The organism is Streptomyces sp. NPDC102360 (assembly GCF_044766085.1).
Lineage (GTDB): Bacteria > Actinomycetota > Actinomycetes > Streptomycetales > Streptomycetaceae > Streptomyces.
In genome coordinates this window covers 1-15823 of sequence record NZ_JBIWLG010000007.1, presented here as the reverse complement: position 1 = coordinate 15823, position 15823 = coordinate 1, and the positions used below count along the sequence as shown (strand labels likewise).

Below are 15823 nucleotides of genomic sequence, written 5' to 3'. Positions count from 1 at the left end.
CCGGTCCCCTACGGGACACGCCGCAGGTCACCCGACAGGCCCTGGCCCCAGCTGTTCCCCAACTGCCGGCGCACTGGCCAGTGACGCGGCGCGCAGCCCCGGACGGACGGAATCGACACGCGTGACGGAGTACCCCACCTCCCACGAAGGCCGCCACCACGGCACGGCGGCCCGCCCCGCCGACCCCCGCGGGGCCCTTCGGCACACCCCTGAGACCTCCACGCCGGGCTCCGGCGAGGCGGCCTCCGCCCCGGGCTCCGGCGGCCTGCCGGAACAGCCGCGGCGCGCCGCCGGCAGCGCCGCGGACGCCGAGCACGCGCAGCCCGTGGCGCCCTCCCCCGAGCCGGTGCGCCCCGGCCCGCCCGAGGGCGAGGACCGCCGCACCGGACAGCCGCGCCCCACGGGACAGCCCGCGCCGATGCGGCGCGACGGCGACCGGCTGCGCTTCGTCGGCGCCGCGACCCGGCGGATCGCCCGCGGCCTGGACCTCGACGAGATCGTGATGGGCCTGTGCCGGGCGACCGTGCCCACGTTCTCCGACGCGATCCTCGTGTATCTGCGCGAGCCGCTGCCGGTGGGCGACGAGCGGCCGACAGGACCCATGGTGCTGCGCCTGCGCCGCACCGACCGGATCCCGGACGCCACCGACACCGCGGGCGACACGGACACCGACGGCGCGGGACTCACGGTCCCGGTCACCCCACAGCTGGAACTGACGGCGGGCTGCGCCGACTTGTGCGAGGTGCGCCAGGGCGGCGCGCTCGCCGAGGTGCTGCGCGGCGTGCGCCCGGTGTTCGCCGACTCGCCCGCGGCGCTCGCCGCGCTGCCCGAACTCCTCGGCTCTGACCGGGTGTTGCCGAGCGGCCGGCGGGCGATCCTGGCCCCGCTGCGCGGCCGGCGCCGGGTGATCGGGGCCGCGGTGTTCCTGCGCCGCCCCGACCGGATGGCGTTCGACGCCGACGACCTGCTCGTGGCCGGGCAGTTGGCGACGCACAGTGCGCTCGGCATCGACAAGGCGGTGCTGTACGGGCGCGAGGCGTACATCGCGGACGAGTTGCAGCGCACGATGCTGCCGGAGACGCTGCCGCGCCCGACCGGGGTGCGGCTCGCGTCGCGCTACCTCCCGGCGGCGGAGACGGCGCGGGTCGGCGGCGACTGGTACGACGCGATCCCGCTGCCCGGCAGCCGCGTCGCGCTGGTCGTGGGCGACGTCATGGGCCACTCGATGACGTCCGCCGCCATCATGGGCCAACTCCGAACGACCGCACAGACGCTCGCCGGACTCGACCTGCCCCCGCAGGAGGTCCTGCACCACCTCGACGAGCAGGCCCAGCGGCTCGGCAGCGACCGCATGGCGACATGCATGTACGCCGTGTACGACCCGGTCGCGCACCGCATCACCATCGCCAACGCAGGGCATCCGCCGCCCGTCCTGCTGCACCTCGGCGGGCGCTCCGAGGTGCTGCGCGTACCGCCGGGCGCGCCGATCGGCGTCGGCGGGGTCGACTTCGAGGCGGTCGAGCTGGACGCCCCGGCGGGCGCGACGCTGCTGCTCTACACGGACGGGCTCGTCGAATCGCGGCTGCGGGACGTGTGGACCGGGATAGAGCAGCTGCGCGAGCGGCTCGCCGCCACCGCGCAGCTGACCGGTCCCGACCATCCGCCGCCCCTCGAGGCGCTGTGCGACGAGGTCCTCGACATGCTCGGCCCGGGCGACCGGGACGACGACATCGCGCTGCTCGCCGCCCGGTTCGACGGGATCGCGCCCAGCGACGTCGCGTACTGGACCCTGGAACCGGAGGACGCGGCACCGGGCCGGGCCCGCAGGCTGGCCCGCAGCGCCCTGGACCGCTGGGGCCTGGAGGAGCTCACGGACTCGGTCGAACTCCTGGTGAGCGAGGTCGTGACGAACGCGGTGCGCTACGCCACGCGTCCGGTGACCCTGCGCCTGCTGCGGACCGACGTGCTCCGCTGCGAAGTGGGCGACGACGTACCGCAGTTGCCGCGGCTTCGGCAGGCGCGGGCGACGGACGAGGGCGGCCGCGGGCTCTACCTGGTGAACCGTCTCGCCCGGCGGTGGGGTGCGACGCGCCTGTCCACCGGCAAGGTCGTCTGGTTCGAGCTTCCGGTGCCGTAAACATGTGGCCATTTCCCGGTGTCGCTCACGGCGCTGTCCGTGGACGGCTGGGACGCGTCGATCGCGGCGTGGCGCGCGGCGCACCCCACGGAGAGCTGACACCGCACAGCGACGGCTAGGGTGCAAGATCCGTCAGAAGGTCCCTAGAACCCCACCGGCACGTACCCCGTGGCCCGCCCCCGGTCGTCGAGCACCCGCCCCATCCGCTTCACCGTGCGCAGTGTCACCGTGCGGTCCTCGACGCGCAGGGCGGGGAACCGCTCGTCGAGGGCGGCCTCCAGGGTGGCCATGCCGTCGAGGTCGCGGAGCCAGACCTGGAAGAGCAGGTTGCAGGAGCCCGTGACCGAGGTGCACAGGCGCATCTGCGGGAGGCGGGCGAGAGCCGAGCCCGTGCGGTCCAGTTCGCCGTGCGGGACGGTCGCCCGGTACGTGGCGAGGGCCGGCCAGCCCGCCAGCTGCTGGGCCAGATCGCAGCGCAGCAGGACCTCCCGGTCGCGCAGTTCGCGCGCGAGCCTGCGCCGCACGGTCGACTCGCCGACGCCGACGGCCGCCGCCAACTCGGCGTACCCGGCACGGCCGTTCGCGCCCAGTTCGCGCAGGAGCGCCAGGTCGACCTCGTCGCGGGGCCGGAACGGGCGGGACGGCGCGCCAGGCCCGGGCCCGGCCGTATTGAGCCGCGCACGCCCCGCCCGGTCGAGGGCGCGCACCTTCCAGCCGCTGCCCTCCTGGTAGAGGCGCATGCTCAGCCGGGTCCGGGTGCCGCGCACGCCCGGCAGCCGGCCCAGGTCGTCGCTGACCCGGCGCCCGAGGGCGGGCAGGTCGGGCGCCGCGACGGAGAGCAGCAGGTCGTAGTCGCCGACCACGTGCTCCGCGCTGAACACCCACGGCAGCCGGACGAGTCCGGCGGTCAGCTCCTCCAACTCGCCCGGTGTGCACGTCACTTCCACGTAGGCGACCGTGGCCGTCGTCGGTCCCGCGTACGCCGTCACCCACGCGAGGCCCGCCTTTTCGAGGCGTGCCCAGCGGCGGGCGGCGGTCGTCGCGTCGATGCCTACGGCCGGGCCGACCCGGCTCCACGGGGCGCGCGGGTCGGTCTGGAGGGCGTCGATCAGGGCGAGGTCGGCCTCCTCGAAGGCCGCCGCGGAGGCCTCCTCGAAGGCGGCGGATTCCGGCACAGGCGCGTGCACGCTGCCGTTTTCCAGCAATTGAGGCCCCTTCTCGCACGGCGGCCGGATTCTGTCCCCACTTCCGAGCCGTCCCCCACACCAGCACGCCCACTCTAGAAGGAGTGCCTGTGGTCCCACCCTCGCAAGGCCCCGCCCGTGAACGTCTCGACAAGGGCGCCAAGATCACGGTCACGCTGCTCTTCGCCGCCTGGCTGATCGACTACATCGACCGCCTCGTCATCAATCTGGCGCTGCCCTCGATCGGCCACGAATTCGACCTCAGCCGCGCCCAGCAGGGCCTGGCCGTCTCCGTGTTCTTCGTGGCGTACGCCGTCTGCCAGATCCCGGGCGGGATGCTCGCCGACCGGTTCGGCGCCAAGCGCGTCACCTGCTGGGCGCTGCTCATCTGGTCCGCGTTCACGGCGCTCACCGGGCTCGCGGGGTCCTTCGCGATCCTCCTTGTGGTGCGCTTCCTGTTCGGCATCGCCGAGGGGATCTTCCCGGGCTCCTCGATGAAGGCGGTGAGCGAGCGGACGACGCCGGGCCAGCGGATGAGCGCCAACGGCATCGTGCAGTCGTCGAACGCCGTGGCTGCCGTGATCGCCCCGCTGATCGCCGCGCCGCTCATCGCCCACTTCGGCTGGCGCTCGGCCTTCTTCACCGTCGCCGCCGTCGGCGTCTTCGTGTACGCGGCCGTCCGTCTGTGGCTGCCGGAGCGGGAGCGGGACTCCGTCACCAGGACATCGGCCGGCGGCGCCCGCACCGTGATCCGCTCGGGAACCATGTGGGCGTTCGCCGGGATGTTCTTCGGCTACGACATCATCGTGTGGGGCCTCAACACCTGGGTGCCCTCCTACCTCAACCAGGAGCGCGGGCTCGCGCTCACCTCGGCGGGCGCCCTGTCGATCCTGCCCGCGGGCGCGGCGACCGTCGCCGTGATCGTCGGCGGCCGGCTCGCGGACCGCTTCGAAGGCAATCAGCGCAAGATCGTGGTCCCCGCCATGGCGGTCTCCTCGGTCGCCCTGATCCTCATGGCAACGGCTTCCGGCACGGCCTTGTTCATCGGCTGGATGACGGTGGCGATCGCGTCCGCCTCGCTCGGCTACATGCCGATCTTCGCGGTTCCGCTGCGCAGCCTGCCGCCCGAACTGACCGGCGCGGCCGCCGGGTTGATCACGTTCGGCGGGCAGGCCGGCGGCGTCGTCGCGCCGACCGCGATGGGGCTGCTCGCGGACTCGGCCGGGTTCGGCGCCGCGTTCGGCTTCCTCGTCGTCGGCGCGGTGCTCGCCGCGGTCCTCGCCTGCGTCACCCCGCAGACCACGCCCACCTTCCGCCGGGCGCTGCGGCTGCCCGACGCCGACCCCACTCCCGTAACCGGAGCACCGGTAGAAAGCGAGTCCCGATGACCGCCACGCCAGCCACTCTCGACAGCCTGCTGCCGTCCCTGCGCGAGCTCTACCGGGACCTGCACGCCCACCCCGAACTCTCCCTCCAGGAGACCCGCACCGCCGGGATCGTCGCGGCCCGGCTGCGCGAACAGGGCGGCTGGGACGTGACGGAGGGCATCGGCGGCACGGGCGTCGTCGGCGTCCTCCGGAACGGCGAGGGCCCGACCGTGCTGCTCCGCGCCGACATGGACGCACTGCCCGTCCTGGAGGCGACGGACCTGCCCTACGCGTCCGTGGCCCGCGGCACCGACCGCGACGGCAACGACGTACCGGTCATGCACGCCTGCGGCCACGACATGCACGTCACATGTCTGCTCGGCGTGACGGCGCTCCTCACGGCGGAGCGGGACACGTGGCGCGGCACCGTCGTCGCCGTGTTCCAGCCCGCGGAGGAGATCGGCCGCGGGGCAAGGGACATGCTGGACGACGGGTTCGCGGAGCGCTTCCCGAAGCCGGACGTATGTCTCGGGCAGCACGTCGGACCGTTCCCGACGGGAGTCGCGGTGACCCGGCCCGGAGCGGTGATGGCGGCCTCCGACAGCTACCGCGTACGCCTCTTCGGGCGCGGCGGGCACGGCTCGACGCCCGAGTCGACCGTGGACCCGGCGGTCCTCGCCGCCGCCGTCGTGATGCGTCTGCAAACCGTGGTCTCGCGCGAGGTCGGGGCCTCGCAGACGGCCGTCGTGACGGTGGGCTCGATCCATGTCGGCACGAAGGAGAACATCATCGCGGACGAGGCGGAGCTGAAGCTCAACATCCGCTCGGTCGACCCCGTCGTACGCGAGAAGGTGCTCGGGGCCGTGCGCAGGATCGTCCGGGCGGAGGCGGAGGCCTCGGGCTCGCCCAAGGAGCCGGAGTTCACCTCGCTCGGCTCGTTCCCCGTCACGGAGAACACCGACGACGCCACCGCCACGACGATCGACGGGCTGCGCGGTGCGCTCGGCGAGCACGGCGTGCTGGTACTGCCGCAACCGATCAACGGCAGCGAGGACTTCGGCCTGTTCGGCACGGAGCTCGGCGTGCCCTCGGTGTTCTGGCACTTCGGCGGCGCCGATCCGGCCGCCTTCGAGGGCTACGACGCCGCGACGCTCGCCTCGCGCGGACTGCCCGCCGAGATCCCGGTGAACCATTCCCCGCAGTACGCGCCGCTTCAGGACCCCACGATCGAACTGGGGGTGCGGGCCCTGCTGGGAGCGGCCCGCACCTGGCTCGGCGCCTGCGAGTAGCGCGTGCCGGTCAGCGCGTCGGGGCGGCGCGTCAGTTTCTGCCGTTCCCGCCGCCGCGACCGTTCTCCGGTTCGACCGGGTCCTCCGACCAGGTCGGGTCCGAGGTCTCGGTCGGGATCGGGAGCGTCTCCGTCGGCTCCGTCGTCGGCGGCGTCTCGCTGGTCGGCGTATCGCTCGGCGTGGACTCGGTCGGTGTGGGCTTGGTCGACTTCGTCTCGCTCGGCGTCGGATCCGTCGAGGGCTCCTCGGTCGGGGGCGCCGGAGCGGTCGTCGTCGGCTGGACGGCCTTGCCCATGTCGGTGTCCAGGTCGAACTTCCCGTTCGCACCGGCCGAGTTGAAGGTGTACTGCGCCCAGATCTGGGCGGGGAAGCTGCCGCCGTCGACGCGGGGCAGGCCGCCGGCGCCTTCCATGGACACGTGCGCGCCCGCCTCGGACGACTTCAGCGCACCCTCGCCGAACAGGCCCACCGACGTGACCAGGTCCGGCGTGTACCCGGTGAACCAGGCCGACTTGTTGTCGTCGGAGGTACCGGTCTTGCCCGCGACCTGCTGGCCGTCGCGGGACGGGTTGTCGCGCACGGAGGTCTTCGCCGTACCGTCGTCGACCACACCGGTCAGGATCGAGGTCACCGAGTCGGCGGCGCCGCGGCTGATCACCTGCTCGCCGACGGGGTCCTCCAGCGGGACATCTTCGCCCTGCTTGGAGACCGCCTTCACGATCTCCGGGGTGACCTTCTTGCCGTGGTTGTCGAGCGTCGCGTAGACGCCGGCCATCTCCATCGGGCTGGCGCCCATGGTGCCGAGGGTCTGCGCGGGGTACGGCTTGAGGTCGCCCGAGTCCATGCCGAGCTTCTTCGCCGTGGCCATCACCTGGTCCATGCCGACATCGACGCCGAGCTGCGCGAAGACGGAGTTGATGGACTTGTTCATGGCGGTCTGGACGGTGACCGGTCCGTAGCTCTTCTTGTCCTCGTTCGGCGGGGCGAAGCCGACCTTCTTGCCGTCCTGGACGACCTGGCGCTTGCTGGTGCCGTCGTAGATCGTGTCCGCGGTGATGCTCTGGCCGGACTGCGTCGTCGCCTTGTTCTCCAGGGCGGCCGCGAGGATCAGCGGCTTGAAGGTGGAGGCGGGCTGGTAGTCGGTGCGCGTCGCGTTGTTGACGTAGTGCTCGCTGAGCCCGTCACCGCCGTACAGCGCGAGGACCTTGCCGGTCTTCGGGTCGACGGATACGGCACCGGCCTGCACGCGCGCGTCGGCCTTCTTGTCCTTGCGGTCGAGCTTGTCGTTGAGCTGCTGGTTCACCGACTTCTCGAGCTGCTTCTGCTTCTTGCGGTCGATGTTGAGCGTGATCGTGTAGCCACCGGCGTCGAACTGCGCCTCGGTGAGGTTCAGTTCCTTGATGACCTCGTCGCGGGCGGCGTTGTAGAGGTAGCCCTCCTGACCCTTGAGTCCGGAGGCCGCCTTCGGCGGGTTCGGCTTGTCGAAGGTCATGCCCTGCCGCTTGCCCGCGTCCAGCCAGTGCTTGTCGACCATGTTGTCGAGCACGTAGTTCCAGCGCGCCTTGGCCAGCCGCTTGCCGGTGTCGGAGGCGATCGCCCAGTCGTACTGGTTAGGGGCCTGGAGCAGCGCGGACAGGTACGCGCCCTGCTCCACGGTCAGCTTCGAGGCGTCCTTGCCGTAGTAGGCCTCGGCCGCCGCCTGGATGCCCCAGGCTCCGCGCCCGTAGTAGCTGGTGTTGATGTACCCGGCGAGGATGTCGTCCTTGGACTGCTTCTGGTCCACCTTCAGCGAGATGACCAGCTCCTTGAGCTTGCGGGAGACGGTCTGGTCCTGCGTCAGGTAGTAGTTCTTGACGTACTGCTGGGTGATCGTCGAGCCGCCCTGCTTGCCCTTGCCCATGACGGTGTTGAGCATGCCGCGGGCGGTGCCCTTCAGGTCGACGCCCTTGTCCGTGTAGAACGACTTGTTCTCGGCGGCGACGAAGGCGTGCTGGACCTCCTCGGGCACCTCGGCCAGGTCGACGACCTCACGGTTGACCTTGCCGGTGCGGGCCATCGTGGCGCCGTCGCTGTACTTGTAGACGTTGCTCTGCACCTGGGCGTCGGGGTTGCCCTCGGGTACGTCGATCACCAGATACAGCACGACGAACGCGCCCATGCACAGCAGCACGAGCCCAAAGAACGTACCCAGGAGCTTCTTCCAGGTGAAGAAGCGGCGTATGCCCGACGGCCGCGCCGCGCGCTTGCGCGCCTTCCTCGCATCCGCTCGGCCCATGACCCTGTCGCTCCGCTTCTTCCAGTTCTCACGATCGTGCTGAATCGGCTCAAGAACCTAACCCGTCACTTATGCCGAATCTTCGTTGATTCGGCCATATCGGACGTGACAATCAGCACCTGCCCCATGGGAATCGACGAGCGAGACGTGCGGATGGTTGCCGGGCACGATAAAGTGATATCACTTTGCTAGACCACGTTCGCGGCATTGCGACCACGAACGACCAGCTCAGAGAAACGGGGACACTCATGCCCGAGACGGACGCCACACCCAACACTCCCGACGCTCCGGAGACTTCCGACGTACAGATGCCCAAGGCACACGTACGTGAGTTCACTGCCCACAGCATCGGCGGCGGACTCGCCCTGCTGCTCGGCCTCATCGGCCTGATCGTCGGCGCGGGCCTGATCGCGATCGCCGCCTCCACCGACTCGGCGGGCACCAAGGGGGCGCTCATCGCGGTCGGCGTCGTGGTCGCGATCGGCTCGGTCTTCGCCATGGCGGGCCTGAACATGGTGGCGCCGGGCGAGGCCCGCGTCGTCCAGCTCTTCGGCCGCTACCGGGGCACGATCCGCACGGACGGCCTGCGGTGGGTCAACCCGCTGACCTCGCGCACGAAGGTCTCGACCCGCGTGCGCAACCACGAGACGGCGGTCCTCAAGGTCAACGACGCGTACGGCAACCCGATCGAGCTCGCCGCGGTCGTCGTCTGGAAGGTCGAGGACACGGCCCAGGCGACGTTCGAGGTCGACGACTTCCTGGAGTTCGTCTCGACGCAGACCGAGGCGGCCGTCAGGCACATCGCCATCGAGTACCCCTACGACGCGCACGACGAGGGCGGCCTCTCGCTGCGCGGCAACGCCGAGGAGATCACCGAGAAGCTCGCCGTCGAACTGCACGCGCGGGTCGAGGCCGCGGGCGTCCAGATCATCGAGTCCCGCTTCACGCACCTCGCGTACGCCCCCGAGATCGCGTCGGCGATGCTCCAGCGCCAGCAGGCCGGCGCCGTGGTCGCGGCCCGCCGCCTGATCGTCGACGGGGCCGTCGGCATGGTGGAGGACGCCGTCGCCCGCATCACCGAGCAGGACTTCGTGGCGCTCGACGAGGAGCGGAAGGCGGCCATGGTCTCCAACCTGCTGGTCGTCCTCTGCGGGGACCGCGCGGCGCAGCCCGTCGTCAACACCGGAACGCTCTACCAGTGACGCCCCCTCGTCCTCGCAAGCAGGTTCTGTTGCGGCTCGATCCGGCGGTGCACGATGCGCTGGCGCGGTGGGCGGGTGAGGACCTGCGCTCCGCGAACGCGCAGATCGAGTTCCTGCTGCGCAAGGCGCTCCAGGAGGCGGGTCGCCTGCCGGGGTCGGCGGGCCCGATCCCGAGGCGGGGCCGGCCCCCGTCCAGCGAAACCGGAACCGACTGAACGACACGGGGCTCCGCCCCGGACCCCGCTGCTCAATCGCCGCAGGGGCTTGATGAATCAAGCCCCTGCGGCGTTCTCATGGTCAGCTATACACACCGTGTATACGCGGTGTGTATAGTGCTGCGCATGTCCATCGGCCACACTCTCCTCGGGCTGCTCGAATCCGGGCCCCGCCACGGTTACGACCTCAAGCGCACCTTCGACGAGACCTTCGGGCACGACAAGCCGCTGCACTACGGGCAGGTCTACTCGACGATGTCCCGCCTCCTGAAGAACGGCCTCGTGGAGGTCGACGGGATCGAGTCCGGCGACGGCCCCGAGCGCAAGCGGTACGCGATCACCGACGCCGGCGTCACCGACGTACGGCAGTGGCTCGCGACGCCGGAGAAGCCGGAGCCGTACCTCCAGTCGACCCTTTACACCAAGGTCGTCCTCGCCCTGCTGACCCGGCGCGACGCGACCGAACTCCTCGACGCGCAGCGCGCCGAGCACCTGCGCCTGATGCGCATCCTCACGGACCGCAAGCGCAAGGGCGATCTCGCCGATCAACTCATCTGCGACCACGCCCTGTTCCACCTGGAAGCCGACCTGCGCTGGCTGGAACTGACCGCCGCGCGCCTCGACAAGCTCGCCGCGGAGGTACGCCCTTCATGAGTTCCCCCACCGCTCCCGCCGGTTCCCTGCTGGCCGCCACCGACCTGCACAAGACGTACGGGCCGACCCCGGCACTCGACGGCGCCTCCTTCTCCGTCCACCCGGGCGAGGTCGTCGCCGTCATGGGCCCCTCCGGCTCGGGCAAGTCCACACTGCTGCACTGCCTCGCCGGCATCGTCACGCCGGACTCCGGCACCATCACGTACAACGGCCGCGAGCTGACCGCCATGTCCGACGCGGAGCGCAGCGCGTTGCGCCGCGGCGAGTTCGGCTTCGTGTTCCAGTTCGGCCAGCTGGTCCCGGAGTTGACGTGCGTCGAGAACGTCGCGCTCCCGCTGCGCCTGAACGGCGTGAAGCGCAAGAACGCCGAGCGCCGGGCCGTCGAATGGCTGCGACGTCTGGAGGTCGACGACCTCGCGGGCAAGCGCCCCGGCGAGGTCTCCGGCGGCCAGGGCCAGCGCGTCGCCGTCGCCCGTTCCCTGGTCACGGGGCCGCGCGTGCTGTTCGCCGACGAGCCGACCGGCGCCCTCGACTCGCTCAACGGCGAGCGCGTCATGGAGCTGCTCACGGACGCCGCCCGCAGCACCGGCGCCGCCGTCGTCCTGGTCACCCACGAGACACGGGTCGCCGCCTACTCGGACCGCGAGATCGTCGTACGGGACGGCAAGGCCCGGGACATGGAGTTCGCCCGATGACACTCCTCGACGACCGGCCCGCCCAGGCCCCGCCCGCCCCCACCGACCCCGGTCTCCAGGGCCGCCTGCGCGACCTCGCGCTCGGCGTCCGCTTCGGCTTCTCCGGCGGCCGCGAGGGCTGGATCCGTACGCTGCTCACCGCACTGGGCGTCGGCCTCGGCGTCGCCGTGCTGCTGGGCGCCGCGGCCGTGCCGAACTTCACGAGTGCGCGGGGCGACCGCTACGACGCCCGCATGGTCAGCACGCTCGAACAGGACGTCCCGCGGTCGGACCGCACGCTGCTCACGCTCGACGGCTCCTCGGAGTACCGGGACGAGAGCATCGGCGGCTACATGGTGCGGCCCGAGGGCGGGCACCCCGTCCTGCCGCCCGGCGTCGACAAGCTGCCCGGCCCCGGCGAGATGCTGGTCTCGCCCGCGCTGCGCGACCTCCTCGCCTCCCCGAAGGGCGAACTGCTCAAGCAGCGCTACCACTTCCGCGACGTCGGCACCATCCACGAGGCGGGCCTGAGCGACCCCTTCGACCTGTACATGTACGCGGGCAGCGACAGCCTGAGCACGGACCGCGGCGCCATCCGCGTCGACCACTTCGGGCAGCAGGGCGAGAGCGATCCGCTCGACCCGGCCCTCGTACTCATGATCGTCCTGGCCTGTGTGGTGCTGCTCGCGCCCGTCGCCATCTTCGTCGCGACCGCCGTGCGGTTCGGCGGCGAGCGGCGCGACCGCAGGCTCGCCGCGCTGCGCCTGGTCGGCGCGGACGCCCGGATGACGCGGTGGGTGGCGGCCGGTGAGGCACTGCTCGGCACGCTCCTCGGGCTCGTGGCCGGCGTGCTGTTCTTCTTCGCCGGCCGGCAGGTGCTCGCCCACGTCGAGCTGTGGCGACTGGCCGCGTTCCCCGAGGACTTCGCCCCGGTGCCGGCGCTCGCCGCGCTGATCCTGCTGGCGGTGCCGCTGTCCGCGATCGCCGTCACGGTGTTCGCCCTGCGCTCCGTGGCCATCGAGCCGCTCGGGGTCGTGCGGGGCGGCCGGGTGCGCGGCCGCAGGCTGTGGTGGCGACTGCTGTTCCTCGTCGTCGGCATCCTGATCCTGCTCCTGGCCGGCTCCGCCGCGGGCGCGTCCAGCCGCGGCATGGCGCTGATCGCGGGCGGTGTCCTGCTCTCCCTCACCGGCCTGGTGCTCGTCCTCCCCTGGCTGGTGGAGGCCGTCGTACGGCGGCTGCGGGGCGGCCCCGTCCCCTGGCAACTGGCGACCCGCAGGCTCCAGTTGAACAGCAGCGGCGCCACCCGTGCGATCTCCGGCATCACCATCGCGGTGGCCGGCGGCATCGCCCTGCAGATGTACACCGTCGGCATCAACGACAGCTTCAGCACCTCGACCGGCCAGGACCCCCACCGCGCCCAGATCGGCGCGAACACCAACTTCCCGAGCGGCGCGATGGCCGACCAAATGGTCAAGGAGTTCCGGACCACCGAGGGCGTCAAGAAGGTCATCGGCACGGTCATCACCTCCGCCGAACTCGTGGGCGCGAAGCCGGCGGAGGACGGCTACCCCCCGTCCACCTCGCTGTCCGTCGGCTCCTGCCCCTCGCTCCGCGAACTCGCCCGCCTGCCGTCGTGCTCGGACGGCGACGTCTTCCGGGTGACCCGCTCCCACGACTCGTACAACGACGAGCAGTTGGAGAAGGTCGCCGTGCCCGGCGGGCGGCTCCTCGTGGACGACCCCGAGGACTCCGGCCGCCCCGGTCTGAAGCCGGTGCACTGGTCGCTGCCCGAGGACGTGCGCACCGTCGACTCCCGCAAGGACCCGGCGGGCGAGTACTACGGCGGCATCCTCGCCACTCCGGGCGCCCTCGATGCGTCGACCCTGCACACCGCGTCGACCAGCGCGCAGATCCAGATCGACGAGAACGTTCCGGACGCCGCGGACCATGTGCGCAACACCGCGTTCGCGATCGACCCGGGCATGCAGGTGTGGACGAACGCGTTCGTGTCCCGCGACAAGGAGTACGCGAGCATCCGCACGGCCCTGTTCACGGCTGCCGCCCTCACCATGGTGATCATCGCGGCGTCGATGCTGGTCTCGCAGATCGAGCAACTCCGTGAACGCAAGCGGCTGTTGTCGGTCCTCGTCGCCTACGGCACGAAGCGCTCGACGCTCGCCTGGTCCGTGCTGTGGCAGACCGCGATCCCGGTCGTCCTGGGCATGGCCATCGCCGTGACGGGCGGACTGACCCTCGGCTGGCTGATGCTGCGCCTTGTGGACAAACCGGTGACCGACTGGCTGCTGTTCCTCCCGCTGACCGGCGTGGGCGCCGCCCTCGTCGCGGCGGTGACCCTGCTGTCCCTGCCTCCGCTGTACCGCATGATGCGGGCGGAGGGCCTGCGGACGGAGTGACGGCCGGCCGGCGGCCCGGCCGCCGGCTCAACCGTCGCCGAGGATGCGAACCGGCAGGCCCTGCAAGGCCGTTCGCAGGGCCGAGGCCAGCTCCACGTACTCGGCGGAGCGCGCCGCCCCCGTACGCATGGCGAAGGCCACGCGGCGTGCGGGGGCGGGCTCCGCGAAGTACCCGGTGAGCAGCTGACTGCTCCGGCTGGTCTCGACGGACACGGCGGTGCGCGGCAACAGCGTCACCCCGAGACCGCCCGCGACGAGCTGGACCAGCGTGGCGAGCCCCGCGGCGGTCGTGGCGACGGGGGCGTCGTCGCGGCCCGCCTCCCGGCAGATGTCGAGGGCCTGGTCGCGCAGGCAGTGCCCCTCGTCGAGGAGCAGCAGGTTCAGCTCCCGCAGCGCTTCGCGCGGGATCCCCTCCCGGCCGCCGAGCCAGTGGTCGAGCGGCGTGACGAGCACGAAGTCCTCGTCGAACAAGGGGAGTTCGGCCACCCCCGGCACCCCGAGCGGCACGGCGAGCAGCAGCAGATCGAGCCGCCCCGCACCCAGGCCCTCGATGAGCGAGGACGTCTGCTCCTCGTGCACCTGAAGATCCAGATCGGGATACGTGTCGTGGACGAGCCGCAGCACCGTCGGCAGCAGATACGGCGCCACCGTGGGGATCACCCCGAGCCGCAGCACTCCCGTGAACGGCGCCCGCACCGCCTCGGCCTCCTCGACGAGCGCGCCGACCCCGTCGAGCACCGCCTTGGCCCGCACCGCGATCCGCTCCCCGGCCGGCGAGAGCAGCACCTTTCTCGTCGTACGCTCGACAAGGGTCACGCCCAGCGCCTCCTCAAGCGCCGAGACCGCGCCCGACAGCGCGGGCTGACTCATCCCGATCGCCGCCGCCGCGTCCCGGAAGTGCAGATGCTCCGCGACCGCGGCGAACGCCCGCAGTTGCGCCAGGCTGGGCTGCCGACGCCGCGCGCCCACGGGCTTTCCGTTCTGTACGGCCACTGATAGCCACCTCCGATCAACATGACCGAGTCTAGCTATTTCCGTAATCAATGCACCCTGTGCCACGATCTTGAGCAGTCCAACCCATGGAAACAGCCCCAAAAGGGATGTCTCCTACTGCAAGGAGTTCGTGTGCTCACTGTCGGTGACAAGTTCCCCGAGTTCGACCTGACCGCCTGTGTCTCGCTGGAGAAGGGCTCTGAGTTCGAGCAGATCAACCACAAGACCTACGAGGGCAAGTGGAAGATCGTCTTCGCGTGGCCCAAGGACTTCACCTTCGTGTGCCCCACCGAGATCGCCGCGTTCGGCAAGCTGAACGAGGAGTTCGCCGACCGTGACGCCCAGATCCTCGGCTTCTCCGGTGACTCCGAGTTCGTGCACCACGCCTGGCGCAAGGACCACCCGGACCTGACGGACCTGCCCTTCCCGATGATGGCCGACTCGAAGCACGAGCTCATGCGTGACCTCGGCATCGAGGGCGAGGACGGCTTCGCGCAGCGCGCCGTCTTCATCGTCGACCAGAACAACGAGATCCAGTTCACGATGGTGACCGCCGGCTCCGTCGGCCGTAACCCCAAGGAGGTCCTCCGGGTCCTCGACGCCCTCCAGACGGACGAGCTGTGCCCGTGCAACTGGAGCCAGGGCGACGAGACCCTGGACCCGGTCGCGCTGCTCTCGGGCGAGTGAACGGAAAGGTTCTGACATGGCTCTCGACGAACTGAAGTCCGCCGTTCCGGACTACGCCAAGGACCTGAAGCTCAACCTGGGCTCGGTCATCGGCAACTCGGACCTTCCGGCCCAGCAGCTGTGGGGCACGGTCCTGGCGACCGCCATCGCCTCCCGTTCCCCGCGGGTGCTGCGCGAGCTGGAGCCCGAGGCGAAGGCGAACCTGTCGCCCGAGGCGTACACCGCCGCGAAGTCGGCTGCCGCCGTCATGGCGATGAACAACGTCTTCTACCGCACGCGTCACCTGCTCTCGGACAACGAGTACGGGACGATGCGTGCCGGTCTTCGGATGAATGTCATCGGCAACCCGGGGGTCGACAAGGTCGACTTCGAGCTGTGGTCCTTCGCGGTCTCGGCGATCAACGGGTGCGGCATGTGCCTCGACTCGCATGAGCAGGTGCTCCGCAAGGCCGGTGTCGACCGCGAGGTCGTTCAGGAGGCCTTCAAGATCGCCTCCGTGATCCAGGCGGTCGGGGTCACCCTCGACGCGGAAGCCGCACTGGCCTAGCCAGTTCAAGCCCCTGCGGCGATTGAGCCTTTCAAGCCCCTGCGGCGTTTGAGCAGGCCTTTCAAGCCCCTGCGGCGATTGAGCAGGCGGCTCCCGGGCCGAACCCCCGGGGGCCCCCCCCCCCCCCCCCGGGGCAGCGTTGGACAGCGGGGCGTGGTTTTTGGAGGGCCCCGCCGGGCGGGCCC

13 protein-coding genes are annotated in these 15823 nt (G+C 71.1%); 10 read left to right on the top strand and 3 right to left on the bottom strand.

All coding sequences use genetic code 11. The annotated features are described in order from the left end of the window. Window positions 1–121 precede the first annotated feature (121 nt). A complete protein-coding gene (locus ACIRHA_RS25700; RefSeq protein ID WP_403850199.1) occupies window positions 122–2137 on the top strand; it encodes a SpoIIE family protein phosphatase in 2016 nt (671 codons plus the stop codon). Between the two features lie 143 nt (window positions 2138–2280). On the opposite strand, the gene ACIRHA_RS25695 is transcribed toward ACIRHA_RS25700, so the two are convergent. Further along, the gene (locus tag ACIRHA_RS25695) at window positions 2281–3342 is read right to left on the bottom strand and encodes an Lrp/AsnC family transcriptional regulator (protein ID WP_403850196.1); all 1062 of its coding nucleotides are present in this window, start codon (window positions 3340–3342) and stop codon (window positions 2281–2283) included. A gap of 89 nt (window positions 3343–3431) precedes the next feature. Here ACIRHA_RS25695 and ACIRHA_RS25690 point away from each other — a divergent pair, with 89 nt between their 5' ends. Next, entirely contained in the window at window positions 3432–4709 is a 1278-nt protein-coding gene (locus ACIRHA_RS25690; RefSeq protein ID WP_403850193.1) for an MFS transporter, read from the top strand. Continuing rightward, window positions 4706–5977, top strand: a complete 1272-nt coding sequence (locus ACIRHA_RS25685; protein ID WP_403850190.1) for an amidohydrolase — start codon at window positions 4706–4708, stop codon at window positions 5975–5977. The genes ACIRHA_RS25690 and ACIRHA_RS25685 overlap by 4 nt, the downstream gene beginning before the upstream one ends. 31 nt (window positions 5978–6008) lie before the next feature. On the opposite strand, the gene ACIRHA_RS25680 is transcribed toward ACIRHA_RS25685, so the two are convergent. After that, entirely contained in the window at window positions 6009–8252 is a 2244-nt protein-coding gene (locus tag ACIRHA_RS25680; RefSeq protein ID WP_403850188.1) for a transglycosylase domain-containing protein, read from the bottom strand. 248 nt (window positions 8253–8500) lie between these two features. Between ACIRHA_RS25680 and ACIRHA_RS25675 the strand changes: the two genes are divergently transcribed. The 5 genes from ACIRHA_RS25675 to ACIRHA_RS25655 all read left to right on the top strand — a co-directional run bounded on the left by ACIRHA_RS25675 (window position 8501) and on the right by ACIRHA_RS25655 (window position 13411). Then, entirely contained in the window at window positions 8501–9454 is a 954-nt protein-coding gene (locus tag ACIRHA_RS25675) for an SPFH domain-containing protein (protein ID WP_403850185.1), read from the top strand. After that, entirely contained in the window at window positions 9400–9669 is a 270-nt protein-coding gene (locus ACIRHA_RS25670) for a hypothetical protein (RefSeq protein ID WP_403851123.1), read from the top strand. Before ACIRHA_RS25675 ends, ACIRHA_RS25670 begins: the two co-directional genes overlap by 55 nt. A gap of 126 nt (window positions 9670–9795) precedes the next feature. Further along, entirely contained in the window at window positions 9796–10323 is a 528-nt protein-coding gene (locus ACIRHA_RS25665; RefSeq protein WP_403850183.1) for a PadR family transcriptional regulator, read from the top strand. Next, window positions 10320–11018 carry an ABC transporter ATP-binding protein gene (locus ACIRHA_RS25660; protein WP_403850181.1) on the top strand — a complete coding sequence of 233 codons (699 nt, stop codon included), beginning with the start codon at window positions 10320–10322 and terminating at the stop codon, window positions 11016–11018. The genes ACIRHA_RS25665 and ACIRHA_RS25660 overlap by 4 nt, the downstream gene beginning before the upstream one ends. Then, window positions 11015–13411 carry an FtsX-like permease family protein gene (locus tag ACIRHA_RS25655; protein ID WP_403850179.1) on the top strand — a complete coding sequence of 799 codons (2397 nt, stop codon included), beginning with the start codon at window positions 11015–11017 and terminating at the stop codon, window positions 13409–13411. Before ACIRHA_RS25660 ends, ACIRHA_RS25655 begins: the two co-directional genes overlap by 4 nt. Window positions 13412–13438: 27 nt before the next feature. Here ACIRHA_RS25655 and ACIRHA_RS25650 read toward each other — a convergent pair whose 3' ends face one another. Beyond that, window positions 13439–14404 (bottom strand): LysR substrate-binding domain-containing protein, encoded by a 966-nt coding sequence (locus tag ACIRHA_RS25650; protein WP_403850177.1) that lies wholly within the window; start codon window positions 14402–14404, stop codon window positions 13439–13441. 132 nt (window positions 14405–14536) lie between these two features. Between ACIRHA_RS25650 and ACIRHA_RS25645 the strand changes: the two genes are divergently transcribed. Both ACIRHA_RS25645 and ACIRHA_RS25640 read left to right on the top strand, forming a co-directional pair. Further along, window positions 14537–15091 (top strand): peroxiredoxin, encoded by a 555-nt coding sequence (locus ACIRHA_RS25645; protein ID WP_403850175.1) that lies wholly within the window; start codon window positions 14537–14539, stop codon window positions 15089–15091. A gap of 16 nt (window positions 15092–15107) precedes the next feature. Beyond that, entirely contained in the window at window positions 15108–15638 is a 531-nt protein-coding gene (locus ACIRHA_RS25640; protein WP_403850173.1) for an alkyl hydroperoxide reductase, read from the top strand. The last annotated feature ends 185 nt before the right edge of the window (window positions 15639–15823 follow it).

Excerpts from the sequence above, each read along its gene's own strand:
- ACIRHA_RS25675 (WP_403850185.1), top strand. The coding sequence starts at position 8,501 with ATGCCCGAGACGGACGCCACACCCAACACTCCCGACGCTCCGGAGACT.
- ACIRHA_RS25660 (WP_403850181.1), top strand. The coding sequence starts at position 10,320 with ATGAGTTCCCCCACCGCTCCCGCCGGTTCCCTGCTGGCCGCCACCGAC.
- ACIRHA_RS25685 (WP_403850190.1), top strand. The coding sequence starts at position 4,706 with ATGACCGCCACGCCAGCCACTCTCGACAGCCTGCTGCCGTCCCTGCGC.
- ACIRHA_RS25655 (WP_403850179.1), top strand. The coding sequence starts at position 11,015 with ATGACACTCCTCGACGACCGGCCCGCCCAGGCCCCGCCCGCCCCCACC.
- ACIRHA_RS25680 (WP_403850188.1), bottom strand. The coding sequence starts at position 8,252 with ATGGGCCGAGCGGATGCGAGGAAGGCGCGCAAGCGCGCGGCGCGGCCG.
- ACIRHA_RS25640 (WP_403850173.1), top strand. The coding sequence starts at position 15,108 with ATGGCTCTCGACGAACTGAAGTCCGCCGTTCCGGACTACGCCAAGGAC.
- ACIRHA_RS25665 (WP_403850183.1), top strand. The coding sequence starts at position 9,796 with ATGTCCATCGGCCACACTCTCCTCGGGCTGCTCGAATCCGGGCCCCGC.